This window comes from Helicobacter pylori (assembly GCF_003636935.1).
Classification (GTDB): domain Bacteria; phylum Campylobacterota; class Campylobacteria; order Campylobacterales; family Helicobacteraceae; genus Helicobacter; species Helicobacter pylori_CH.
The window spans coordinates 1-24,658 of sequence record NZ_MVVH01000004.1 but is presented as its reverse complement, the minus strand read 5'-3'; the positions used below and the strand labels follow the sequence as shown (position 1 = coordinate 24,658).

Annotated in this window: 17 protein-coding genes and 3 pseudogenes; 8 read left to right on the top strand and 12 right to left on the bottom strand. The window is 35.7% G+C overall.

The genetic code is table 11. The annotated features are described in order from the left end of the window. Positions 1-18: 18 nt before the first annotated feature. Genes clpX through fabZ form a run of 3 tightly spaced genes read right to left on the bottom strand, consistent with a single transcriptional unit; the run spans position 19 to position 2,661 of the window. Positions 19-1,365: an ATP-dependent protease ATP-binding subunit ClpX gene (gene clpX, locus EAL87_RS03680; RefSeq protein WP_120913030.1), complete on the bottom strand. Its 1,347-nt coding sequence runs from the start codon at positions 1,363-1,365 to the stop codon at positions 19-21. Position 1,366: 1 nt separating this feature from the next. Next, positions 1,367-2,179, bottom strand: coding sequence for an acyl-ACP--UDP-N-acetylglucosamine O-acyltransferase (gene lpxA, locus EAL87_RS03675; RefSeq protein ID WP_120913029.1), 813 nt, complete (start codon positions 2,177-2,179; stop codon positions 1,367-1,369). Between the two features lie 2 nt (positions 2,180-2,181). Next, the gene (gene fabZ, locus EAL87_RS03670; RefSeq protein WP_120913028.1) at positions 2,182-2,661 is read right to left on the bottom strand and encodes a 3-hydroxyacyl-ACP dehydratase FabZ; all 480 of its coding nucleotides are present in this window, start codon (positions 2,659-2,661) and stop codon (positions 2,182-2,184) included. A gap of 47 nt (positions 2,662-2,708) precedes the next feature. Here fabZ and EAL87_RS08380 point away from each other — a divergent pair. Then, positions 2,709-2,875 (top strand): annotated as a pseudogene (locus EAL87_RS08380) (flavoprotein oxidoreductase). Here the strand turns inward: EAL87_RS08380 and fliW are convergent. Continuing rightward, a complete protein-coding gene (gene fliW, locus EAL87_RS03660) occupies positions 2,833-3,222 on the bottom strand; it encodes a flagellar assembly protein FliW (protein WP_120913208.1) in 390 nt (129 codons plus the stop codon). The pseudogene EAL87_RS08380 and the gene fliW overlap by 43 nt on opposite strands. 423 nt (positions 3,223-3,645) lie before the next feature. Between fliW and EAL87_RS03655 the strand changes: the two genes are divergently transcribed. From EAL87_RS03655 to EAL87_RS03645, 3 genes are read left to right on the top strand one after another with little or no spacing between them, the layout of a single operon-like run. Beyond that, positions 3,646-4,308 (top strand): outer membrane protein assembly factor BamD, encoded by a 663-nt coding sequence (locus EAL87_RS03655; protein ID WP_120884274.1) that lies wholly within the window; start codon positions 3,646-3,648, stop codon positions 4,306-4,308. A 41-nt stretch (positions 4,309-4,349) separates the two neighbouring features. Then, positions 4,350-6,860 carry an endopeptidase La gene (gene lon, locus EAL87_RS03650; RefSeq protein WP_120913027.1) on the top strand — a complete coding sequence of 837 codons (2,511 nt, stop codon included), beginning with the start codon at positions 4,350-4,352 and terminating at the stop codon, positions 6,858-6,860. 8 nt (positions 6,861-6,868) lie between these two features. Further along, complete coding sequence (locus EAL87_RS03645) at positions 6,869-7,696, top strand: prephenate dehydrogenase (RefSeq protein WP_120913026.1); 828 nt, start codon at positions 6,869-6,871, stop codon at positions 7,694-7,696. A gap of 462 nt (positions 7,697-8,158) precedes the next feature. On the opposite strand, the gene EAL87_RS03635 is transcribed toward EAL87_RS03645, so the two are convergent. From EAL87_RS03635 to EAL87_RS03625, 3 genes and pseudogenes are all read right to left on the bottom strand, one after another. After that, positions 8,159-8,980, bottom strand: a complete 822-nt coding sequence (locus EAL87_RS03635; RefSeq protein ID WP_240444234.1) for a DNA/RNA non-specific endonuclease — start codon at positions 8,978-8,980, stop codon at positions 8,159-8,161. 166 nt (positions 8,981-9,146) lie between these two features. Further along, a pseudogene (locus tag EAL87_RS03630) lies at positions 9,147-10,984 on the bottom strand (DNA methyltransferase). After that, positions 10,978-13,416: a DEAD/DEAH box helicase family protein gene (locus EAL87_RS03625; protein WP_240444238.1), complete on the bottom strand. Its 2,439-nt coding sequence runs from the start codon at positions 13,414-13,416 to the stop codon at positions 10,978-10,980. The pseudogene EAL87_RS03630 and the gene EAL87_RS03625 overlap by 7 nt, the downstream one beginning before the upstream one ends. A gap of 309 nt (positions 13,417-13,725) precedes the next feature. Between EAL87_RS03625 and EAL87_RS03620 the strand changes: the two genes are divergently transcribed. From EAL87_RS03620 to EAL87_RS03605, 3 genes are all read left to right on the top strand, one after another. Further along, a complete protein-coding gene (locus EAL87_RS03620) occupies positions 13,726-14,574 on the top strand; it encodes a biotin synthase (RefSeq protein ID WP_120913023.1) in 849 nt (282 codons plus the stop codon). Beyond that, a complete protein-coding gene (locus EAL87_RS03615; protein ID WP_120913022.1) occupies positions 14,574-15,452 on the top strand; it encodes a YihY/virulence factor BrkB family protein in 879 nt (292 codons plus the stop codon). Before EAL87_RS03620 ends, EAL87_RS03615 begins: the two co-directional genes overlap by 1 nt. Positions 15,453-15,960: 508 nt before the next feature. After that, a complete protein-coding gene (locus tag EAL87_RS03605; RefSeq protein ID WP_120913020.1) occupies positions 15,961-17,037 on the top strand; it encodes a tyrosine-type recombinase/integrase in 1,077 nt (358 codons plus the stop codon). Positions 17,038-17,100: 63 nt separating this feature from the next. Here EAL87_RS03605 and EAL87_RS03600 read toward each other — a convergent pair whose 3' ends face one another. The 5 genes from EAL87_RS03600 to EAL87_RS03580 are packed head-to-tail and all read right to left on the bottom strand — an operon-like array spanning position 17,101 to position 24,341. Beyond that, complete coding sequence (locus EAL87_RS03600) at positions 17,101-18,303, bottom strand: hypothetical protein (RefSeq protein ID WP_120913019.1); 1,203 nt, start codon at positions 18,301-18,303, stop codon at positions 17,101-17,103. Continuing rightward, entirely contained in the window at positions 18,303-19,688 is a 1,386-nt protein-coding gene (locus EAL87_RS03595) for a hypothetical protein (RefSeq protein ID WP_120913018.1), read from the bottom strand. Before EAL87_RS03595 ends, EAL87_RS03600 begins: the two co-directional genes overlap by 1 nt. A 3-nt stretch (positions 19,689-19,691) precedes the next feature. Next, positions 19,692-21,848: a competence protein gene (locus EAL87_RS03590; RefSeq protein WP_120913017.1), complete on the bottom strand. Its 2,157-nt coding sequence runs from the start codon at positions 21,846-21,848 to the stop codon at positions 19,692-19,694. A 60-nt stretch (positions 21,849-21,908) separates the two neighbouring features. Continuing rightward, the gene (locus EAL87_RS03585; RefSeq protein WP_120913016.1) at positions 21,909-23,303 is read right to left on the bottom strand and encodes a hypothetical protein; all 1,395 of its coding nucleotides are present in this window, start codon (positions 23,301-23,303) and stop codon (positions 21,909-21,911) included. Next, positions 23,304-24,341: a hypothetical protein gene (locus EAL87_RS03580; RefSeq protein ID WP_120913015.1), complete on the bottom strand. Its 1,038-nt coding sequence runs from the start codon at positions 24,339-24,341 to the stop codon at positions 23,304-23,306. It abuts the gene before it with no gap. A gap of 154 nt (positions 24,342-24,495) precedes the next feature. Here EAL87_RS03580 and EAL87_RS08410 point away from each other — a divergent pair. After that, positions 24,496-24,658: pseudogene (locus EAL87_RS08410) on the top strand (helicase); the annotation flags it as partial.

The window sequence follows — 24,658 nt, the reverse complement described above, 5'->3', positions numbered from 1 at the left end:
AATTTATAAGCGTGTCCCTTAAGGAAGCATTTTAGAATGCGTTTTAGCAATGATCAAAGGTTCAGCCTGTTTTAAAACACAATCTTTAGTGATACGCACTTCCGATCCTTTAAGCTTGGGTAAATCAAACATAATATCCAAACAAAAATCTTCAATGATCGCCCTTAAGCCCCTAGCCCCAGTTTTTCTTTCTAATGCGAGTTGAGCGATTTCTTTAATGGCTTCTTCTTCAAAAATCAAATCCACTTCATCCATTTTGAAAAGCTGCTGGTATTGCTTGATGAGGGCGTTTTTGGGTTTTTGTAAAATATCCACCATCGCTTCTAAACTGATACTATCTAGCGTGCTTAAAACCGGCAAACGGCCAATAAGCTCAGGGATAAGCCCATAAGTTACTAAGTCATGGGTTTGGACTAAATGCAAGATCGCTTCTTGTTCTTTTTTGCTCATTTTTTCTTGAGTGAAACCCAACACATTTTGCGTGGTGCGTTTTTTAATGATTTCAGCTAACCCATCAAACGCTCCGGCGCAAATGAATAAAATGTCGCTCGTGTCAATTTGAATGAAATTGCCCTCAGGGTGCTTTCTGCCGCCTTTGGGGGGGATATTCACTAAAGAGCCTTCAACGATTTTCAATAACGCTTGCTGAACGCCCTCGCCAGAAACGTCTCTGGTAATGGAGCGGTTTTCTGACAAACGGCTGATTTTATCAATTTCATCAATGAACACAATGCCTTTTTGGGCTTTTTGGACATTCCAATCGCTCGCTTGCAACAATCTTGTAAGGATATTTTCCACATCTTCGCCCACATAACCCGCTTCAGTCAAGCTAGTCGCATCGCTAATAGCGATAGGAATATCCAAATGCTTGGCGAGAGTTTGCGCCATTAAAGTTTTGCCTGAACCTGTAGGGCCGATCAGTAAAATATTAGACTTGCTCAACTCCACTTCTTCTAAATGCTCTAACTCTAAATCGCTGTCTTGGTTGTCTTGTTTTTTGAGTTTTTCTTTAAAAGATAAGCGCTTGTAATGGTTATACACAGCTACCGAAAAAACCTTTTTGGCCTGCTCTTGCCCTATCACATAATTATCTAAAACCGCCTTAAGCTCTTTAGGGGCTGGAATGCGAGAGAGCAAAAACTCTTCTTCATAAGCACCGGATTCCATTCTCCTTAGTCTATCTCTTTTGAGCGCTAATAAAGAATCCGTTCTGTCGTATTTGTGCAATTCCCCATGCATCACATCTATGCAATATTCGCACACGCACACGTCTTTATTGAGATTGCTCGCAAAGACAATGCGGCGTTTTTTGGGATCTCTGGATTCTGGTTTTTTGCAAAAACTGCAATAAAGCGTTTCGTTCATGTTAATCCTCTTGTTTTTCTTCGCTAGAATATTCGCTTGACTTATACGCCACGCCCCTAGAACTCTCTAAAATAAAAGAGCAAATCTCTTTTACAAAAGGGTTATTGGCATGCTCTTCTAACTCTAATTTAGCGCTCTCTCTTAAGGAGGGGACAGGACGAAACAGCCTTTTATAAAGCGCATGGATGAAATCAATGTCCTTGCTCTCTAACAATTGGCGCATCCTGTGGCGGTTTAACCCCCTAATAAAAGCGCGATTGCCCTCTACGGTGCAATAAGGCGGCACATCTTTGCCTAAAGCGCTCTTACCGGCTATCATGCACCCTTTAGCGATACGCACAAACTGATGGATTGCAGTAAGACCGCCAATATTGACATAATCGCCTATTTCAATATGCCCTGCTAAAGTTACGCCATTAGCCAAAATACAATGGCTTCCAATCACGCAATCATGGGCGACATGCACATAAGCCATGAGCAGGTTTTTATCCCCAATAAGGGTTTTTTTAATCCCCCCTTCAGTGCCAGGGTTTATCATGCAAAATTCACGAATAAGGTTGTCTTCTCCAATAATCAGTTCGCTGTATTCGCCCTTGTATTTTAAATCTTGAGGCTGTGTGCCTAGCACGGCAAAAGGGAAAATTTCGGTGTTTTTCCCAATGAAAGTATGCCCTTGTAAGGTTACATTGTTGTGGAGTTTCACGCCTTCATCTAGTTTGACGCCATCTCCAATCACGCAAAATTCCCCAATCTCTACGCCCTTATTAATCTCTGCTTTAGGAGAGATGATGGCTGTTTTTGCAATCTTACTCATTTTTATTCTCTCTCTGCGATCATGGCTTTCAATTCGGCTTCAGCGACCACTTTGCCATCCACTTGAGCCGTGCCGCCCACCTGCCAGATCATGCCCTTATGCTTTAAGACTTCTAAATGGTATTCTAATCTGTCGCCTGGGGTTACAGGAATGCGGAATTTAACCTTATCAATCGTCATGAAATACACGATTTTTGTTTTGGCTATTTCAGGGTCAAACCCCCACAAGCTAGTGAAGGCTAAAAACCCTCCCGTTTGCGCCATGCCCTCTACGATCAAAACGCCCGGGAAAATGGGCTTATCAGGGAAATGCCCATTAAACACATCTTCATTAAAAGTGATATTCTTATAAGCGACAATTTTTTGATTGGCTTGTAACTCTATAATTCTATCCACTAATAGCATGGGATAGCGGTGAGGTAAAATCTGTAAGATATGCTCTATAAAAAATTGAGATTGTAAGTTTGGATGGTTTTGTTCCATAAAATAAACTCCTTGTTTTGAATTGGACTAAAGCACTATTTTTAGCGTTGGTTATTCTAAAAAATAACCGCTATTATACCACAAGAAAACCGCTCGCTTGTCTTTTGCAAAAACGCCGGTGCATTGCGCCATAAGCTTAAAGAAACGCTTTACATAAACACTGCCCATGCATTATTCATGCGTGTGGCTTAGAATATTCTCTCTTAAATGGTAGTGTGGGTATTTGTTAGAATCCAAAACCACTTGCCCCATGAGCTGCTTGTCCAAATTGAAAATTAAAGGGGCTAAATAATTCACGGTGGAAAGCTCAATGGGGGTTTGAACCACCATGATATTAGCGACTAGAACGCTCTTGGCTTTCTCTAATTCTAAAAGGATTTTTAAGGGGGTAGGCACTTCAAATTCGTATTTTCTTAAAGCAAAGGGATTAACGAGCGTAAAAGACACGACAGAATTTTCTTCTGTGCTATTCAAACGCAAAAAGATTTCATCAATCTTTTGCAAACGCATTTTATGAATGGTTTCAAACCCTAAGATAGGCGCTTTCACATCAAAAATCATAGGCGATTGCATTCCCTTTAAAAAAGCACAAAATCTTCTCCTTAAAGAATAAAAGACCGCCTTAAAACCAGCGCTCAATGATTTCTAAATTAAAACGCTGTATTATATCAAACAATTTTGGTAAAATCAATTTTTGCTAGTTTTGGGTATAATCTCAAAAATTTAACCATGATGGAAGTTTAACTGAATCATTATAAAATACAACAAGGAGCAAGAAATGAGCAAGATAAAACCACAAATCAAGAAAAATAATCCCAGCAAATCTAATTATAGTTCTAATTATAGTAATGGGTGGTGCCCGGTGTGTGTGATTGGAGAAATGGTCTTTAAAATATACAACGGAATTAAGAAAGCGAAGAAAAAATAAATTTGAGCGTGATGAAAGTTATTTTTAAAAAATTTAACCTTTACAAGATAGGTGGCATGCGTTTAAAACATTTTAAAACATTTTTCTTGATCACAATGGCAATTCTTGTTATAGGCACCGGTTGCGCAAACAAAAAGAAAAAAAAAGACGAATACAACAAACCGGCGATTTTTTGGTATCAAGGGATTTTGAGAGAAATCCTTTTTGCTAACTTAGAAACAGCGGACAATTACTATTCTTCTTTACAAAGCGAACACATCAATTCCCCCCTTGTCCCAGAGGCGATGCTGGCTTTAGGGCAAGCACACATGAAAAAGAAAGAGTATGTTTTAGCGTCTTTTTACTTTGATGAATACATCAAGCGCTTTGGGACAAAAGACAATGTGGATTATTTGACCTTTTTGAAATTGCAATCGCATTATTATGCTTTTAAAAACCATTCTAAAGACCAGGAATTTATCTCTAATTCTATTGTGAGTTTGGGCGAATTTATAGAAAAATACCCTAACAGCCGTTACCGCCCCTATGTGGAATACATGCAAATCAAATTCATTTTAGGGCAAAACGAGCTCAATCGTGCGATCGCAAATGTCTATAAAAAACGCCACAAACCTGAGGGCGTGAAACGCTATTTAGAAAGGATAGATGAGACTTTAGAAAAAGAGACTAAACCCAAACCATCGCACATGCCTTGGTATGTGTTAATTTTTGATTGGTAGGATATTTCAAAACCATACAAATTACAACAGAGAGATGAAAAATGACTGAAGATTTTCCTAAAATTCTGCCTTTATTGGTAGAAGAAGACACTTTTTTATACCCCTTTATGATAGCCCCTATTTTCTTACAAAATAACGCGAGCATCAAGGCGGTGGCTTACGCTAAAAACAACAAATCATTAGTCTTTATTGCATGCCAAAAAGACAAATTGAACGATAATGAAGCCCCTTATTATGATGTGGGGGTGATAGGCTCTGTCATGCGTGAAGCCAACATGCCTAATGGGCGCGTGAAATTGCTCTTTAATGGTATCGCTAAAGGGCGCATTTTAGAGCCTGCCAAAGAAAACGAGCAAGGCTTTTTGGAAGCCCAAATAAGCCCTATTGAATATTTAGAATACGATAAAGAAAACATTCAAGCGATCGTGGAAGTGCTAAAAGAAAAAGTGATCACTCTAGCCAATGTCAGCTCGCTCTTCCCCCCAGATCTGATCAAAGCCTTAGAAGACAATGACGATCCTAACCGCATCGCTGATTTAATCGCAGCGGCCTTGCATTTAAAAAAAGAGCAGGCGTATTCTCTTTTTGCCAACAACAACACCGAACAGCGCTTGTTGGATTTGATTGATATTGTGATAGAAGAAACTAAAACCCAAAAACTCCAAAAAGAAATCAAATCCAAAGTCCATCAAAAAATGGAGCAAACCAATAAGGAATATTTCTTAAAAGAGCAACTCAAACAAATCCAAAAAGAGCTTGGCACAGACAAACAGCGAGATGAAGATTTAAACCAATACTACCAAAAACTAGAAAGCATCAAGCCTTTTTTAAAAGAAGAAGCGTTTAAGGAAATCAAAAAACAAATTGACCGGCTGAGCCGAACCCATGCGGACAGCTCAGATAGCGCAACTTTACAAAATTATATTGAAACCATGCTGGATGTGCCTTTTGGGCAATACGGGAAAAAAGCGCTTGATATTAAGCGAGTGAGAGAACAACTAGACAACGATCATTATTCCTTAAAAAGGCCTAAAGAGCGCATTGTAGAATACTTTGCCACCATGCAGCTTTTAGAAATGCGCCACAAGAAAAAGCCAGAAAAAAAAGACAAAACGAAAGGCACGATTTTATGCTTTTATGGGCCTCCTGGCGTGGGTAAAACGAGCCTAGCTAATTCCATTGCTAAAGCGATAGAGCGCCCTTTAGTTCGGATCGCTTTAGGGGGCTTAGAAGACGTGAATGAATTGAGAGGACACAGACGCACTTATATAGGCTCAATGCCTGGGCGCATTGTCCAAGGGCTTATTGAAGCCAAAAAGATGAATCCGGTCATGGTTTTAGATGAAATTGATAAGGTGGATAGGAGCGTTAGAGGCGATCCAGCGAGCGCTTTATTAGAGATCTTAGACCCTGAGCAAAATATCGCTTTTAGGGATCATTATGCGAATTTTAGTATTGATTTGTCGCAAGTGATTTTTATCGCTACCGCTAATAATATTGACAGAATCCCAGCTCCTTTAAGAGACAGAATGGAATTTATCAGCGTGTCCAGCTACACGCCTAGCGAAAAAGAAGAAATCGCTAAAAACTACCTCATCCCCCAAGAATTAGAAAAGCACGCCTTAAAGCCTAGCGAAGTGGATATTAGCCATGAGTGTTTGAAACTCATTATTGAAAAATACACCAGAGAAGCGGGCGTTAGGGATTTACGAAGACAGATCGCAACGATTATGCGCAAAGTGGCTTTAAAATACCTAGAAGATAACCCGCACAAAAAAGGGCGAATTAAAAAAGGCGAAGATCAAAAAGGCGAAGATCAAAAAGACGGAAATAAAGAAAACGAAAAAAGAGATGGAAATAAAGATTTTTGCATCTCTATCACGCCTAATAACCTCAAAGAGTATTTAGAACGCATGGTGTTTGAAATTGACCCCATAGATGAAGAAAATAAAATCGGTATTATCAATGGCTTGGCATGGACGCCAGTAGGCGGTGATGTGCTTAAAATTGAAGCGGTTAAGATCAGGGGCAAGGGGGAATTGAAACTCACCGGGAGCTTAGGCGATGTGATGAAAGAATCCGCTATCATCGCTTTTTCTGTCGTTAAAGTCTTGCTAGATGAAGAAAAATTAAAAGCCCCCAAAATCCCTAGCGAGCCTCTTAAAGACACAGAGGGCAAGAAAAAGAAAAAAGCGCTGAAAGTTTATAACGCTTACGATTTGCATTTGCATGTCCCTGAGGGGGCTACGCCTAAAGACGGCCCGAGTGCTGGGATCGCTATGGCGAGCGTGATGGCGAGCATTTTGTGCGACAGAGCCACAAGAAGCGAAGTGGCAATGACGGGCGAACTGACTTTGAGCGGGGAAGTTTTACCCATAGGAGGGTTGAAAGAAAAATTGATCGCCGCTTTTAAAGCCGGCATTAAAACCGCTCTCATTCCTGTCAAAAATTACGAAAGGGATTTAGACGAAATCCCTACTGAAGTGCGAGAGAGTTTAAACATCGTTGCGGTGAAAAACATCGCTGAAGTGTTAGAAAAAACTTTGCTTTAGAATTTGACATGAAAGCAGGCATTATTGGTTTAGGGCTTATGGGGGGCAGTTTAGGGCTAGCCTTGCAAGAATGGGGGCGTTTTAAAAGCGTTACAGGCTATGATCATAACGCTTTGCATGCTAAATTGGCTTTGACTTTGGGACTTGTAGATGAATGCGTGGGATTTGAAAAGATTTTAGAATGCGATGTGATTTTTTTAGCCATTCCGGTTGAGGGCATCATTGAATGTTTGAAAAAAATGACTCCCGTTAAAAAAAGCGCAACGATTATTGATTTAGGGGGGGCAAAAGCGCAAATCATCCGCAATATCCCTAAAAGCATTCGTAAGAATTTCATCGCTGCACACCCCATGTGCGGGACAGAGTTTTATGGCCCTAAAGCGAGCGTTAAGGGGCTGTATGAAAACGCTTTGGTGATATTGTGCGATTTAGAAGATTCAGGGACTGAGCAAGTAGAGATCGCTAAAGAAATCTTTTTAGGCATTAAGGCGCGCTTGATCAAGATGAAATCCAACGAGCATGACACCCATGTGGCTTATATCAGCCACTTACCCCATGTTTTGAGCTACGCTCTAGCTAACAGCGTTTTAAAGCAAAACGACCCAGAGATGATTCTATCTTTAGCGGGTGGGGGTTTTAGGGACATGAGCCGTTTGTCTAAAAGCTCGCCTTTAATGTGGAAGGATATTTTCAAACAAAACCGAGACAATGTCTTAGAAGCGATTGAAAAATGCGAAAAAGAAATCGTGCAAGCTAAGGCTTGGATAGAAAATAACGATTATGAAAGCCTTGCAGAATGGATGGCGCAAGCGAACAAACTCCAGGAGTTCATGTAAAATAATTTAAAATTTGTATATTGTTGTTTTTAGGGTAATACGGAAAAAATAATATAAATTCCGTAATGAGAAGTAAAACATGAGGAATAAACTCTTATAGTTATTGATCTTAAACACCGAATTGTTTGCTGGTATTCTTAACTTAGCAGATGTTATAGTGGGGTTTGCGAGAAGTATTGTAGAATGGGGTATTTGGATTGTTTTTATGGATTATAGGCTGTTTCATATAGATAGCATGGATCGATCTGACAAACCAGCAAACAACCCTAAGAGATTATCTTAAACCCGGATCTATTGTTGTGTTTGCCATAATTGCAATAATCATTTTTATCCCATTCCTCCAACGCCTATAAAACCCTTATCGCTTCCAACAAAAACCAATTTTAAGCCGTTTAGGGATTTGATTTCTTAAACCTTTTTATCCAAAATACCGGTGTTTTTGCGGGCATTTTAAGAGCGGTTTTAATACTTCTTAGCGTTGTTAAGATACTTGGGCAATTCATTCAACTCAGTGTTTTTATTGTTCTTAAAAACCACTTGCTTTTCAACCCGCTCATATTCTTTACAATCTCTTCTCATTTCTTGTAAGGGATAGTTTTGGTTGTCATTAGGGATGTAAAAACATTCGCTTTTAGCGTTATCATAGCTATCCGTTAGGCTTATATCATAGTGGTACCAAAAGCCGCTAGGGATAGCGATGTTTTTAGGGCTAAAGGTTTTATAGCCTTGTTTGATGATGGTGAGTTCTTCGACTAAAACTTGATGGTATTTCCTGGCCAAATTACGCCCCTCTTTTTCTACTAATAAAACAGAATGCCTGTTAGTGTTTTTGGCTTCAGGGGTGATATTAGTCATTCTGTAAGTCTCTCTTAAAGGGTTAGACGCAAAATCAAAAGAAGCGTCATTCGCCACAAAATGCCCCCTGTCAAAACCGCTTCTTGTGTAATCTTTTGTCGTGGCTTGTTGGTATTCGGCTAATCGTGTGTCCGTTTTAAACTCATAGCGTTTTTCAATATTGTTTTTATCCACTAAATCCCCAAACAGCACGCTCACGCCATAAATAGGGTTTTTCAATTCGCTAGAATAACACACCGAATAGAAGTTATTTTTTAAGACCTTACAATCAATGTCAGTGAGCATGCCATTAGCGTTATGAGCGGTATTGCGATTTTTAGTGGGGTTAGCGCTATTGACTTGATCCTTGATTTCATTAAGCTTTTTAGCGGTGTAGCTGTTAATAGCCTTAGTGAAATTATCCAACATGTCCGCTTGGAGCCAACTCATAGCGATCAGGCTAAAACAGAGTAGGTTTTTAAAGGTTTTCATGTTTTGCTCCTTGTTGGTTGGCTTGAATACTACAACAATATTTTTAATCGTTTATTTTTACCCGCTAAATAGCCTAGTGTATGGCGTTTTGATGCGTTAAGCGGAGTGCATTGAACGAACAAACTTAAGAATAAAAAATTTCATTGTATTTTTTAGTGATCCCATCTATCCCCCATGCGTCTTCGTCAATATCGCCCAAGTTTAAATAGTCTTCGTTAGAGTCTAAAGAAGCGCAACAAATCCTTTTTTGCTCGTTTAAGTCTAAATTGTGGAACTCTTCGCTATCAATTTCATCAATCTTGCAATCGGCGCGTTTTAAAAAACGCTCGTTAAGATCGTTAAAGATTTTTAGGCACTCGCTCGCGCTTTTAGCGTTAAGGATTTGTTTTTTAATTTCTAAATTCACTTCTTTTAATTCAGCATAGACAAAACTCCCGCCCCCTTTAAAACCGCATTTTTTAGAAATGCCCCCTTGCTCGCCCTCTATGACTTTTTTAACCTTTCTTTAGTGATCGTTTCTATATAGTCCATTTGCTCGATGCCGATGTAGCGGCGTTTCATTTTGTGCGCCACTGCGCAAGTCGTACCGCTCCCGGCAAAAAAATCTAACACGAGATCGTTTTCGTTGGTGGAAATTTCTAAAATTCTTGAAATTAGGGCTTCGGGTTTGGGGGTGTCAAAAAGGGCTTGCCCTTCAAAAAGCTCTTTGATTTCTCTTTTAGCGTCTTGAGTGTGTCCTACTTCTGTATATTTCCATATTGTTAAAGGTGTTGCGCCTTGCTTGACTTCATTCAAAAAGCGTTTGTAGCATGGCACACCACTACCGCTTGTAGGGAAAAAGATACGATTATCAGCGATCAATTCTTGTAATTTTTCTTGTGAATAAACCCATGAGCGACCATGCGGAGGGTATATTTCTTGCTTGGTGTAGGGGTTAAAAATAGGGTAAATATTACGCTCAACAGCCGATCCAACTGATAAATCGGAGGACTTCCACACACCCCTTTTATCGTTATCTAAATTTTTATAGCGTGCGTCCATCTCGCTTGTGCGTGGTAATAAAATAGGCCGCCAAATTTCTTTATCTTTAGCATATAGTAAAATAAAATCGTGGTTATCAGAGAACCATTTCGTATGATTTTGTGGAGAATATTTTTTTTCCCAAATAATCGTATTTACAAAATTATCCTTCCCAAAAATCTCATCCATTAAAACCTTTAAATAGGCTTGTTCGTTGTCATCGCATTGCACAAAAATCACGCCATCATCGCTTAAAAATTCCCTAGCCGCTTCAAGCCTGTTTTTCATAAACACTAGCCAAGAGCTGTGGTTAAAATTATCGTTGTAGTTAAAGCTGTCATTACCGGTATTATAAGGGGGGTCAATGTAGATGCATTTCACCTGTTTAGCGAATTTCTTTTTTAAAGAATGAAGAGCGATCAAATTATTGCCTTTGATAAGGTAGTTCGTGTTTTTATCTTTTAAAGCGCTTTCTAAATCGCCTTCTCCATGCATTTCAAAACGGCACAACACTTTCGGGCTTAAAAGCGTGTCAATTTCTTTTTTATGCAATATTTCATGGTAAAAAAGCTCGTTAGATTTGGTGTTGTTATCTTTAGCGTTACCGAGTAAAACATTGTCTTTAAAAGGGAAATTCAAAACGACTAATTCGCTGGATTTTATCAAACCCTCTTGCGAAAATAAGCCTATTTTATTTTTAAATCTTGTGAAAGATTTTTCTAATTCTTTTGTTTCTAAACATTCTAATAGCGCTTTTTCATTAAATACAAGCGAATTAGCGATCGTTTTAAAAAAAGCGTTTTTGTAGTCATTAGCGTTTTCATGCTCAAGCATGAAAATTAAAAGCTTTTCATCAGCTGTTAGGATTAAAGTTTCTAAGCGTTCTTTAGTGAAATGATTAATTAAAATATCTACTAGGGTTTTGAGTGGGGTTTTTAACATTCTTTGTCCTTAAAAGTTTGATGGAAAGCGGTTTGAAATTCGCCATTGACTACGCTATTATGGAGCGTGAAAAAAGGCAAGCCTTTTAAATGGAGTTTTTTGTTATGGCTTTTAAGCGTGGCGTTTTCTAGCATTTCTAAAAATTCTTTTTTCCAAGCGTTAGAAGGCTCTAAATGTTCGCCTTTAGCTTCCATGTAACAAGTGAAGCCTAAAAATTCATCTTCATGCGTTTGGGCAAAAAGGATAAAATCCGGCTCAAAACCTTGTGCGTAAAAAGGGCCTTCTATATTGCAAAAAACTTTTAATTCAGCGAAATAATCATTCCTTAAAACGCACCATTCTTTGAATTTCTTGTCTAAAATCTCTTTATGGTCGTTGATGAAATCTAAAAAATCCCTTTCTAAATCGCTGTCTAGTTTTCTCATGTCTTTAAAAAGCAGCCATTCATAAAAGGGAATGTCTTTTTCCCATTCGCTAGCGCTAAGGCTTTTATTATGCGTTTCAAATTCTTTCAATTCTAACGCGCTCACGCTAGGTTTATCTTGCTCTTTTAAAAGCGTGTCTTTTAAGTTTTCAATGATATAAACAGCGAGTTTTAAAAGGATTTCGTTGTTATCAAACTTTTGGCTTTTATGGAAGTTTGTTTTTAATGGCGAAATATATTGCTCTATAAATCCCACTTTATTGTTAAAGGCATGTTTTTTAAAGGCTTTTTTAAGCGTTTTGAAATTTAGGTTTTTTAAATTAAGGGCTTTTAAAAAATAGTTTAGGGGGATTTTATCTAAGGTATGGGGCTTAAAATAAGTTGTATCGCCTTTATTTTCTTCTTTAAAATCCACTTTCTTTTCACGCACATCAAAAGCAAATAGGGGGACATGCAAACTTTGGAGTTTGACTTCAATGGAGTCTGAATAATCCATATTGAATAAGTTTTTCTTTTTGTCTTTTGTATTGCTCGCATAGTAACATTTGAAACGCTTGGTGGGCGTTAAGGGGATAGTTGTTTTTTCCTTTTCAATTAATCCTAATCCTAAATCTTGTAACTCCTTTTTTAATTCAGCGATAAACTCGCTGTCATAAACGGCATGGTAGTCTAATCTTTCTAGCGTGCTTAAGGGGTTAGGAAGATCAAACTTGCGTTGGTAAAACTCTATGCGGCTTGGCTTGAAATCGTTATAGCTAAAGGGGTAGTATCTCGCTCCTCGCCCTATGAGCTGGGCGTCTTTAATAGTATCTTTTTGATTGGCTTTATTTTTAAGCCTGACAATGTCAAACAAATTCAACACATCCCAACCCTCATTGAGCTTATCCACGCTAAAAATCACTCTTTTAGGGTTGTCTCTGTCTTCTAGGGAGTTTAGTAAAAGCATGCCTTTTTCTAATTCTTTTTCGTTATTGGTGTTAATCTGGGTGCTTTTTTTGAATTTCGTTTGCAAGAATGCTACAAGGTTGGGGGTGTAATTTTTCTCATCAAAAAAGTTTTTAGCGGCTTTAAAAAAAGCGTTGCGGCTGTAATGGAAAAAATTTTCTAAATCTAAAGGGCTTAAATTTTCTAAAAAGGTATTGAAGCGCTCTTGATTTTTTTTACTCTCTTCAATCCTTTCGCTTTTAAACAAAATACAGGGTTTAAAGTTCTCAATATTGTGGTGTTGGGCTAGTAATTCTTTATACAAACTGGAAACGCATGCCCCTAAAAAGCGCGTTTCTAATGCTTTATTTTCATAGGAAAGGGAGTAGATGTTTTTGCAAAATTTATCCTCGCTAAATTCTTTTAAGGTGTAAGTTACCACCTTTAAATTTTCATATTTTTCTTTAACGCTTTTTTCTTTAGGGATAGTGGCGCTAAATTCCAGCAATAAATTGTCTTTATTTTGTTCTAAGGCTAATTTCACCACGCTTTCCCAGTTGCGTTTTTCGCTAGCCTCACTATCATTTAATTTCTTTTTAGTTTCTGTGTTTAAGTGGTGCGCTTCATCCGCTAAAAAAACTAATTTTTGATCTTTTAAATCCTCTAGGGTGATAGCATTTTCTTTAGCTCTAGTGAATAATGAAAACAAGCCTTGAATGGTGCTAAAATAAATGTTGATAGCGTTGTTATGGCTCTCGTTTAAATTATTGATGCTTTTAATTTCTGTGTTTTTGTCATTGATATTGATATTCTCACTAAAAAGGTATTTTGATGAAACGCTGTCTGTAAAATTCAATTTCGTTTTTTCTAAAATGCTGGTGCTATTCACAAAAAAGATAAAGTTTTGATAGCCTTGCTTATAACATTCTAAAATCAAACCCGCCATCACTAGGGTTTTGCCGCTACCGGTCGCCATTTCAAACATGAAATGCTTTTGAGCTGGGTTAAATTGGCGTTTTTCTAAATAATTATCTATCGCTTGCTTTTGATAATCTCTAAGCTCTTTTTTTAAATTACTGGTGATGTGGGTGGGTAGCTCTATTTCTTCATTATTGGGCGCGTTATTTGGCGTGCGATCTTTTATCGCTGATTGGGGGGGGGTAACTTTGAATGGATGAATCTTGCATGAAATCCCTTAATGAAAAAGTGAAGAAATTATAGCGTAAAGTTTTGAGATTAATTTTAAGGGCGTAAGCGAACGATTGAATTAAAATCAAACAAAGTTTTAGTTTTAATATTTAATGGAATAAAGCCCTTAAAATCAAAAAGCGCTTCTTTTTCTTTGCTATAATCAGTCTCAAAAAACCAACTTTTTTAAAACAAAGGAATGATTATGCAAGAGATTTTTTTATGTTCTATTTCCAATGTGCGCAGTGGGGATTGTAAGGAAGATTGCGCTTATTGCACGCAAAGCTCGCACCACCAAGGAGCGATCAAGCGCTATAAATTTAAAGATGAAAAAGTGGTTTTACAAGAGGCTAGAGCGTTAAGGGAATTAGGGGCTTTAGGGTTTTGTCTGGTTACTTCAGGGCGCGAATTAGACGATGAAAAATGCGAATACATCGCTAAATTAGCTAAAGCCATCAACAAAGAAGAATTGGGCTTGCATTTAATCGCATGCTGCGGGCGCGCGGATTTGGAGCAATTAGAGTTTTTAAGAGAGGCGGGCATTCACAGCTATAACCATAATTTAGAAACTTCGCAAAATTTCTTCCCTAAGATTTGTTCCACGCACACATGGGAAGAAAGGTTTATCACATGCGAAAACGCTTTAAGGGCGGGATTAGGCTTGTGCAGTGGGGGGATTTTTGGGCTTAATGAGAGCTGGGAAGACAGGATTGAAATGCTTAGGGCGCTAGCTTCACTCTCCCCGCACACCACGCCGATTAATTTTTTCATTAAAAACCCGGTATTGCCCATTGATGCAGAGACTTTAAGCACGGATGAAGCCCTAGAATGCGTGCTTTTAGCTAAGGAATTTTTGCCTAACGCTAGGCTTATGGTGGCTGGGGGGCGTGAAGTGGTGTTTAAAGATAACGATAAAAAGGAAGCCAAGCTTTTTGAATACGGCATCAATGCGGTGGTGTTGGGGGATTATTTGACCACCAAAGGCAAAGCCCCTAAAAAAGATATAGAAAAACTGCTCTCTTATGGCTTAAAAATGGCGACAAGCTGTCATTAATGAGAGAACTTTTTAAAAGCGTTAGAGGGTTTTTGCGCCTTCTTAGAATGATTTTCCCCGAGCGTCTGAAAAACGCCTTTTTGGGCTTGAGCGAATTGTTTTACTACGCTTCCAGCTTGAGTTTTTATACGATTTTGTCTTTATCGCCTATTTTGTTGTTTGTGTTCAGTCTTTTTGTGTCTCATTACATGCAAGCGCACAGCGGTGAAATGGAAGCCTTGATTTTCCCTAACGCTCCTAAGCTCATTGGCGCGATTAAGGATTTTTTAGAAAATTTTAAAAAAACAGACATGACCTTAGGCACGCTTGAAGAGGTTTCTATTGTGGTGGCGTTGGTATTGTTTTGTGAAAACTACCGCTCCATCGCGTCAAAAATTTTTCAAGCAAAGCCCAGAGATTATGCGCACTTTAAGGGTAAAGAAATCTTTTTATTTTGGGGTTTTGGCACGACTTTAGTGTTTTTATTCGCTCTGCCTTTGGTGGTGTTTTTTGATATTAAGATCCAAGTGTTTTTTGAAGATAAAAATTCAAATTTGTTGCATGTTTTAAGATGGATAGGCACTTACGCGTTTTTTTTGATCCTTTTTACCATTCCCACGAATAAGGTGTTTAAACATTATTTTTGGGTGTTTTTATGGGTGTTTTTTACGAGCGTTTCTTGGCATGTGTTAAAATGGGCTTTCACTTATTATGTGCTGTATAACCGCACTTACCATGAGCTTTATGGGAGCGTTTCTATTTTGTGGTTTTTGATGAGCTGGGTGTATGTGAGCTGGCTTGTGATTTTAATTGGCATGTATGGGTGCAAGGTGTGCGACACATTCGATCCTAAAGAAGTGTTTAAGAAATTTTTAGGCTTTTTTAAAAAAGAAACTTGATGAAAAAAGTTTTCTTTTAGATCGGTTCTAAAAATCTAAAAACACATAAAACCATTCAAACACAACCCCATACCAACCCCAACTAAAAAAGTTAAGAACAAAAGAAATAAAAAGCAACACCAGCAAAATAAAAGAATAAAAATCTAAAACGCTAAAAGCGTTTTTTACAATCAAACTAAAGAGCTTGGTTATAAAGCGATAACTTTTTAAAGAATAAAGAATGTAATTATTTAGCTAGCTCTAAGCTTCTTAATTTTCTAATGCTGACTTTTTAAAACTATTTCTGTATTCTACCATAAATTTTGAAATTTTGTTTATAAAATAAAATCGGAAAAATTTTTCTTTACAATTTTATTATTAATAGGGGAGAGATATTTATATAATTGCAATTACTATATTATATATATCTTTTTATTATTTTTTTATAAATAGGCTCCTTGTTTTTGATTTTTTATAAATTACATTCTTTTTAATTTCTATTAAAAAATTTAATATTAAGAGGACTTTTATGAAAAAATCAAATGACAATAACGCACTCGCTAGAAGTCAAAGGGAGTTATTTGTAGGGATTAGGGATTTTGTTGTTTTCAAATTTAAGCGTATGGTTGTTTTTAATGGGGTAAGGGATTTTACAAAAATGAGATTTTTGTCAATAGAATTAGAAAAATGCGAAAATATTAAAGATTTGGAAAAATTATGTCATACAATTTATAATCAAGGCACAAAGCATATTTTGATGATGCGTGTATTGTTTTTGTTCTTTGACTATTTTTGCAAGCATTTGAAAGTTAAGCGATTGAGATTATTCAATGAAGAAATGCTGGTGAATTTTTTATTTGAGTTAGCTAAACAAAGAAAGATTAATTCAATGGCGAAATATGTGATGTATATTAGGCAATTTTTTGATTACTTGGATAGGACTAAACATTATGAATTTTATTTTAGTCTTAAAAATATAGCCTTTGCTAAACACAAGGATAATTTGCCTAAACATCTAAATTCAAAAGATTTAAAATCTTTTATATATATTCTTATAAACTATAGAACTAGAAGCAGTTATGAAAAGAGAAATAAGTGTATTTTGCTCTTAATTATTTTGGGTGGTTTGAGAAAATCTGAGGTTTTTAATTTAGAATTGAGAAATATTGTTTTAGAGAAAGAGCATTATATCTTGCTTATAAAAGGCAAAAACAATAAAGAGCGAAAAGCGTTCATTAAACGAGAAATGCTAGAAAAATCTTTAGATGAGTGGTTGAGCGATAGCAAACGATTGAGTAGTTTTAATGGGCGTTTTGTATTTAAGAAGTCTCTGTCTAACTATACTCAAAAGCATTGTTCAATCAGTAATTTTGTGTTGAAGATTTTTATGTTGAGTGGTATTGAAAATTTTAAACAATATGGCACAGGATTGCACCTATTTAGGCATAGTTTTGCCACTTTAGTCTATGCTGAGAGTAGGGATATTGTTTTGACTTCAAGAGCATTAGGGCATCAGTCCTTAAGCTCCACAAAAATCTACATTCACACCGCACAAGAATATAATAAACAAGTAGCAAGCATTTTTGATAATTTGTTGAGTGAGTGAAAGATGATTGATCCCTTATTTAAAAGTTCTTTAAAGGGTTGTTTTTTGATGTTTTTTTGTAGCTTATCTCGTTGCTTTAGAACCAACATTAACAAAACCAACCGAAGTTCTTATATTTTCAGGCTGAGAGGCTCTGTTTTTGATGTTATTTACAGCATTGCCTATTGCACCTTCTGTTTTTACAAGAAAATTGCTAGTTCCTACAGAGGCGCCTTTAACGCCACCGCTTACTGCACTACCTACATTACTAGCAAAGCTTAAAAAACTTTGCGATCCAGCTTTTAAGAAGTTAGCTAAATCAACCGAGCCACCTTGTGTGCCAAAAATGGTATTGATAATATTTGGAATATTGCTAATTAAAGCTGAAGTAATCGCTGAAATGATAATAATGCCGATAGTTTCTATGATATTTTGAGTAGGGTTAAATAATTCTAACCCAATAGAGTTTAGCATGGCAAATAAAAACACAAGAGGCGCATAAAAGGTTAGAGAAAAGACTTTTTTAATGTAAGAAAAGAAAAATCCTTGAGTTTGTTTAAAAAATAAACAAGGCGTCATAAAAATAAAGCATAGTAAATAAAAAGTTTTTTCTATAAAAATAATACAAATAAGGTAAATTGTTTTAAATATAAGTAAGATTTGAAAAAACACAATAGCCACAAAAGATAGAGACTGCATAATGAAAACAAATGGTTTGCTAAAACCTGCGTTATTTTCTCTAAAGCTTTCATAAAAAGCAAAAAGTTGCTTAGTTTGATTTTTTATGATTCCTTGTATATTCCCATTAAAACTTATAAAACTTTGATTTGTTTTATTTTGGGATTGATTTGATTGTTGTTGAGCTTTTTTGTAAAAAGTTTTTGTTGTTTCTTCAATGGCGTTATTAAGAATGACTGCAGGCGCTTCTACAAAAAACTCTACATATGAATGGAATTTTTTAGGACTACTCAAAGCAAAGTGCATCAAGGATAGAAGAGCAAGAAAAAAAGCAAATTGCGTGAAAGTTTTTATTTCAAAAAATTCATTATTTTTGTATTTTTTTACAGAATATGCAAAAATAAGTATTGTTCCTATAGAAACCATAGTAGGTGCGATTGTTTTTGCAATATTGTTGTATTTGTCTTTAAATTCATTGGTGAAATTTTGAAATACGCCTATAATACTACTATAAAGCCCATCAGTAGCCACATTGAGATTATCAGCTGGTATGAAATAAGAAATAATACCAATAGCAAGAGAAATACCACCCCAAACCAAATAAGGCATTATTCATCCCATCCTTGTGTAATATTGTTTTTCATTTGTTCAAAACTTTCTGTTGCTATATTCCCACCTTGTGTCATCATAAAAGATTTTTCAACATCAGGCAATTGTGAAGTGGGTAGTCCAAATTTATTTAAATTTGCTTTAAAAGCTTGACTTGTCTTTTTATTTATTTCTAAAAACTCTTTTTTAACGCTTTCAGGAGGGTTTAAAAATGATGGCATAATGATATTTTGTTGTTTATAATAAGTGTCTGAATAGGCACTTGCCATAAGAGACAGGGTTTGATTCATAAAGTTTAGGTTATTAGCAATATTAAGTAGAATTTGCGTGTTTAACATTTCAAATTTTTGTTTAAAGTCTGCATAGACTTTTGCTTTAGTTTCTTGATTTGTTGCTCCTTTAAGCCTTTCTATATATGAGCTATTGTCTTTCTCAAAAGTGTTTATCAATCGCTCAATTTCAAGTGTATTACTAAAACAATAATCCTTACCATCAATATTTTGTTTAGAGCAATACCCTTCTTTCGCATAAATAGGATTTTTAACGGAAAGCTCTTGTGTGAAACTTGCACCCCTATTCTGTAAAGATGAAAAAAGTTTAAAGGTTCTAGCTTGAGCTTCTTTGAATATTTTTAAATCAATTTGTTTTGATTGAGATAAAAAATCTCCATAGCACTGAAAATTTTTTGATATTAGACAAGTTTGTGCTTGAGCTAGGTATTGCTGCTTTTTTATCCCTAAAAGTTCTCGCTCTTTTGTTTTGCAAATAAAGTCTGCTAAGACCCTACCACTTAAACTTGTTGTTATATCTTGGGTGGTTGTAATTTGTGTATTTCCAAGCGCATTAGCTAAATTTTCTAAAGCTTGTCTAGCGATACTCTTTTCTTTTCCCTTATCAGAGAAAAAAATCTCTTTTGTTTTTGGGTTAATTTTATTCATATCTAATTCAGGGCATTTGCTAGCAATATTTCGTAATAAAAATTTTTCGGCCAGATTGTAGTTTTTAGCGCTTTCTTGTAGGGCGAGAGCGTTTGATTTTACATTCTTGGCAATTTGAGTTGCATTTTCTACTAAACCCATAGGGTTAGGGATATTTAAGATAGAGCCATTCATAAACTGATTGGTTTTCAGTAAAATATCATTCACTTTATTTAGTTGGTTAATGGTTGATTGAGCTTTTTCTATCATATCTTGGTATTTTTTGATTTGGTCAGCCCAGTGATTGACCTGTTGAACAAAGCGAGACTTGTCTATAGCGTCTTTTGCTTGTTGCCAGATATTCTGCGTAGGATTATCCACAATCATAGCTACAGCGTTTAAGTGGTTTAAAGCAATTACTAGTAACAAAATAAAGGATTTTTTTAAAAAAGTCTTCAACGCTTTCATGCCTTATCCTTGAAAGGGTCTATAAATCAGTCTTTGAGTGCAAGAAATTTTATTATCATGCCAACGATACCAATTCTTACCAATCTTTGTGTTTTCACTCCAAATGCTGTATTGAGAGCAAAAGCCTTCATTCTGATTGAGATAGTAATTAGACCAATCAATATAGCCTTGCGATTGTTTAAGATCATTATCCTTGTAATAGCCTTGATGGATTTCTACATACTTCAAATAATCATTACTCAAATTCAATTCGTTTTTTAAAACGCTTTGAGTCCTGTTGATGGTGGTTTGAGTGGTGATAAGATTATAGGTTGTGGGGCTTTCATTATCTTGGGCTGGGCGCAAATAAGGTTGAGTGGTTTGAGTGGTAGTGGTTTTGTAAGTGGCGCTCCAATCGGTGATACTAGGATTAGTATGGAAATATTGCGGTTGGCAACGATTGACTCCATAAGGTTTTTGGCATTGTTCTCTCTCACCATAATTTTTCCTTTCTATCTTAAAATAATGGCTTGTAGTAATATCGCTTAAGACTTTAGAGCTAGACACGCCCATCACATAAGGGCTAACAACCGCACCGCTTTTAATCCCTGCTTCAAAATTACAAGGCGTAACTTCTACCCATTCGCCATTAAGCTTGTTATAGCTTTTTAACATTGTAGGTCTTTTGGCTTCTAATTTAGCGTCATTGTATTCCCATTGACCGCATGCAAATTCTTGATATTGCGAGCTTAATTGGGTAGCAATCCCACGATTTAAAATCTGTTGTTTGTTAGGGTTACTGGGATCATTGTAATACTGATCCACGATAGGCGTTAAGGTTTGGGTTTTATCATTTTTTTCATACCTAACAATCTTGTCTTGCACCCTTGCATAATCGCTGCAAGGCACAGCGACATGGATTAGATTATCCATCCCACGAAACACGATTTCAGTTTGGAAGGTTTGAGTTTTCCCCATACCATAACCTTTATCGCTCGTGGTTTGTAAGGCGCATTTGCTGTCATCTTTGTAAAGTTGCATGGCGTATTGAGCGCCTTGTAAATCCACACAACCACCGATATTTTGCGTTTTATTCTCCCTATCTACATAGTAGTATTGCGTTTGCTTGATAGCCTTGCCGGCTTCAAAATCGTATCTATAAGCGCATTTAGTGTCATCTCTTAAAGCGTTCATAGAAATACAAGAACCATCTTTAGCGATAACATCTAGTTTCATTGTGTTGTTGGGGCTTAATTTGGGCGCTTTACAATACTGGCTAGAGTAATTGTTTTCTTGCGAGTTAGGATTAGTGGCGTTATTAGAACTACTGCCATTAGTTGGGCTAGTGGTGTTAGTGGGATTATTGGAATTGTTTGTGTCGCTATTACCAAAAGGAATAGGGAAAAGCCCCCCATTCCCTAACCCCCCACCACTTGAGCTGCCATTATTAAAATTGTCATACCCTCCTGTGTTATTGTTAATAGAGCCATGGTTAGTGAAATTGTTCTCATAACCCCCTACAGAGCCGCCACTTGAAGAGCTAGAGCCATTCACTCCATCCACCCCTAACACGCCATCTGCATCAATACCACTGCCTATTGCATTATTATTTGAATTATTTCCATTATTTCCATTTACCCCATAGCCGTTACTCCCATTTGCGCCATCTTTACCATTGATAGCGTTATTGCTAGGGCTATTAGGATTGTTGTTAAAAGGCGTGTTAGCATACATAGGGTCATTAACCGCTTTGGTTTGAGAGATGTTTTCTAGCTTTTGGTATTCTTCTTTGCTAACACCTAAAATCTTAGCCACTTCTTCAGCGTTCTCGCCTTTTAAAACAAGGATAGTGGATTTTTTAATTTTGGCGTTAGGAGGTATTTTTAAACTGGTTTTAGCGCTGCTAGTCAAAGGAAACGATTGATTGTCTCTTAAAAGACTGGTGATTTCTATATCTATGCTGTTAGTTGCATTGTTTCTAAAATAAAACCCATGAGCTTCTACTTTAAACACCCTCTTACCTAACACCACCCTGCTTTCTATCGCTCCATTAGGCAAATTAGCATCAATTTCTTTAGTGGTGATAACACTCAAAGCATAAGCTGGACTGAGCAAACCTAATAAAAACGCTCCTAGAATAAAGCAGAAAAATAAAAAATGGTTATATGGATAAGTTTTCATTTGTTTTTGCTCCTTTATTTCAATTCCACCAAAAGCTTTAATCACTTGACTAACTTGTGTTTAAAAACTCATCTCCATAGGTATAGACACGCCATCATTTGCTAATCTTTGATTATTTTTTAATTCTTTAGACTTTGTTAATGCGTTTTGTATGTTTTGCTTTGATTTATTTTCAAAAGCTTGTAGTTTAGGACTTAATAGCTTTTTCTCAGTGTTATTTTTTACAGATTTTTTACTATTAAAATCAACAGAATGATTACCTTGATTAAAATCAACAGGTTCATCATCTAAAAAAGACAAATCATTGTTATTTTTTACATTATTATTTTCAATAATGTTATTTTGTTTAATATTATTGTCCTTAATTAGATTATCATTAGTAGTATTTGTAACCATTTCATTAACATTAGCATTATTTTGAGTTAAATTATTTTTATTTTCGCTATTAAACTTCCAAACACCCAAAGCTCTTTTATCCACTTCGTTATTAGCAATAGCATTTTGTAAGATTTTATGTTGCTCTTCATTGAGTGGGGGAATATGATTTTCTTTTTGATTGTTAAAAATGCTATAAGGAGTTTGATTGGTTTTTGAATTTTTAATATTATAAGTTAGGGCAAGTTTTATGGGGTCATTTTCTTTTAAATTTTTATTATTGATTAGAGCTGTCATTAAAACTTCATGTAAAAATTCTTTGTGCTTTGTCTTCATAGCGCTTGGTTTTTTATTAACCAGCATGGCTAAAACTTGCAATTCCTTGGCACTCATATTGTGTTTAGCGTATTCTAAAAGCTCTTTTTTGAATAATTGATCAGAGTATTTTTTTTGTTTTTCACTAGGTAAATCTTGTTGTGAAATCTTAAAATTTTCTCTTCTATTATGTAAAAAATTTTTTAAATTTGTTATAGGTATCAAATGAGAGTTTTTAGAATTTTCCCTAATATTTTCCTTTATTTCTGTGTTTAATTGTTCTTTATTTTGATAATCTTTATCGTCTTGCTCGTTGATAGACTTTTTTATCTCCAAGTTAAGTTTATCATTTTGTAAATCATCTAAATCTTGTTCAAAAGACTTTTGAATGGCTTGTTCTTCATCGTCTTTGTTTTTATTGTCGCTTAAATGATCTAAATCTTTTAAGTCATTTTGTAAAGCACTTTGTAATTCAAAATCAATATTATATTGTTCTAAAAGTTGCTGTTGCGTTTTGTCTGTTGCGATTGTTTGTTGTAACTCTTCGAACTCTTTAGAATAGATAGATTGTAAAGTTTCAAATTCCGCATAATTAGACGCACGGCTTAAATCATTAGAAAACCTAGTTAAAAAAGTTGTCCACTCTGCATTGCCTCCAAATTTATTATAAATTTCTTTCATATCTTTTTTTAACTCTCTAAAAAAATCACTCCAAGCTTTTGCTTTTTGTTGCTCATTGATGGAAAATAAACTATCAAATAACATTTAAAACTCCATTGTAGAGTATTGATCTACTTGCTTTTGTGTTTGGTTTTGTTTTTGATTTTCAAAAAAGATTTGCTGGTATTTTTCATTTTTAGTCGTGCAATAGTCATTGATAGTCTCAAACAATTTATCAATATTGTTTTTATAAGCGCTTTTTTGCTCATCACTAAAAACATTATTTTTATCTATATCGTTTAAAATCCTATCTTTGACATCTTTTAATACAAGATTAGAAGTGGCTCGTTTTTCTATAGGATAATCTTTATCATGTTCTAGCCTTATCATGGCGTTTGTAGATTTCTCAAAATGAGCGTTACTAAGGGGTTTTAGGGTCTCAACGAAATTATCCATTTGTTGTTCGCTTAAATATTTAGAAAACGCTTCTAAATTATATAACTTTTCAATTTTTACATAAGGTTCGCATTTTTCTTGCACCCTTTCAAAATAAGTCTCACCCATTGAGTTAGTTTTTTCTTGAGTTTCATACAAGGGGATTTTTTCGCCTTTAGCATTTAGAATGTATTCGCCTTGATTGTTTTTTGCATAAATAATTTCGTTATTTTCATTTCTTAGAATTTTATCTTTTGAGTGTTTAATGAACATAACTTCCACGCAAGGCTCATTGTTTTTAATTTCTCTTAAAGCGTTTCTAAGTTCATTGGCTTTTTGTGGTTCTTCATTGGCAAGTTTTCCTATTTCTAGTTTAATTGCAGCATCACTAAGCCCTATCCATGCGCTTGAATTATAGTTGTGTATAGCCTTTTCTAAATCAAGGTTAAAATCATTTACATTGTTATAAGGAGCGCCTGAGTAAGCGCAAAAATTACGGATATTTTGAGCTATGCTTTGTTTGTAATCATCTTTACCAATACCCATCTTTTCTAATTTAGCATCACTTTTATAGGGTGCTTCCACTTTGTTGCTTGGGTTTGCTATATACAAGAGATTGTCTGCAACTTTTTTTGTGTAATACACCTTAGCCCTTTCAAACTCATTTAGCCCCTTGTTTTGTGATACTTGCTCTGTATTTTGGTTTATATAAAACCCCTAAAAATAAAAATTTTTTAAATATAACCATATTTTTAAAAACTAAACAATACGGGTTTTTTAAAGATTTTTATTCTAAAAATCCGTATGTTTTAGTTACTGAACTTATGTCCTAATAGTAAAAATCCACTCTAAAGGACTACACATGCAAAAAAAGAAAGCTAAAAACCCACAACCGAATTTATTCAGTATCTTAGATAATGGCAATATTACAACAAACAACCCTACTAAAGAATCAGACAAGATCAATGAAATACAAGATCCACTCCCTTATGTCGTGAAAACGCAAATCAATAAAGCAAGCATGA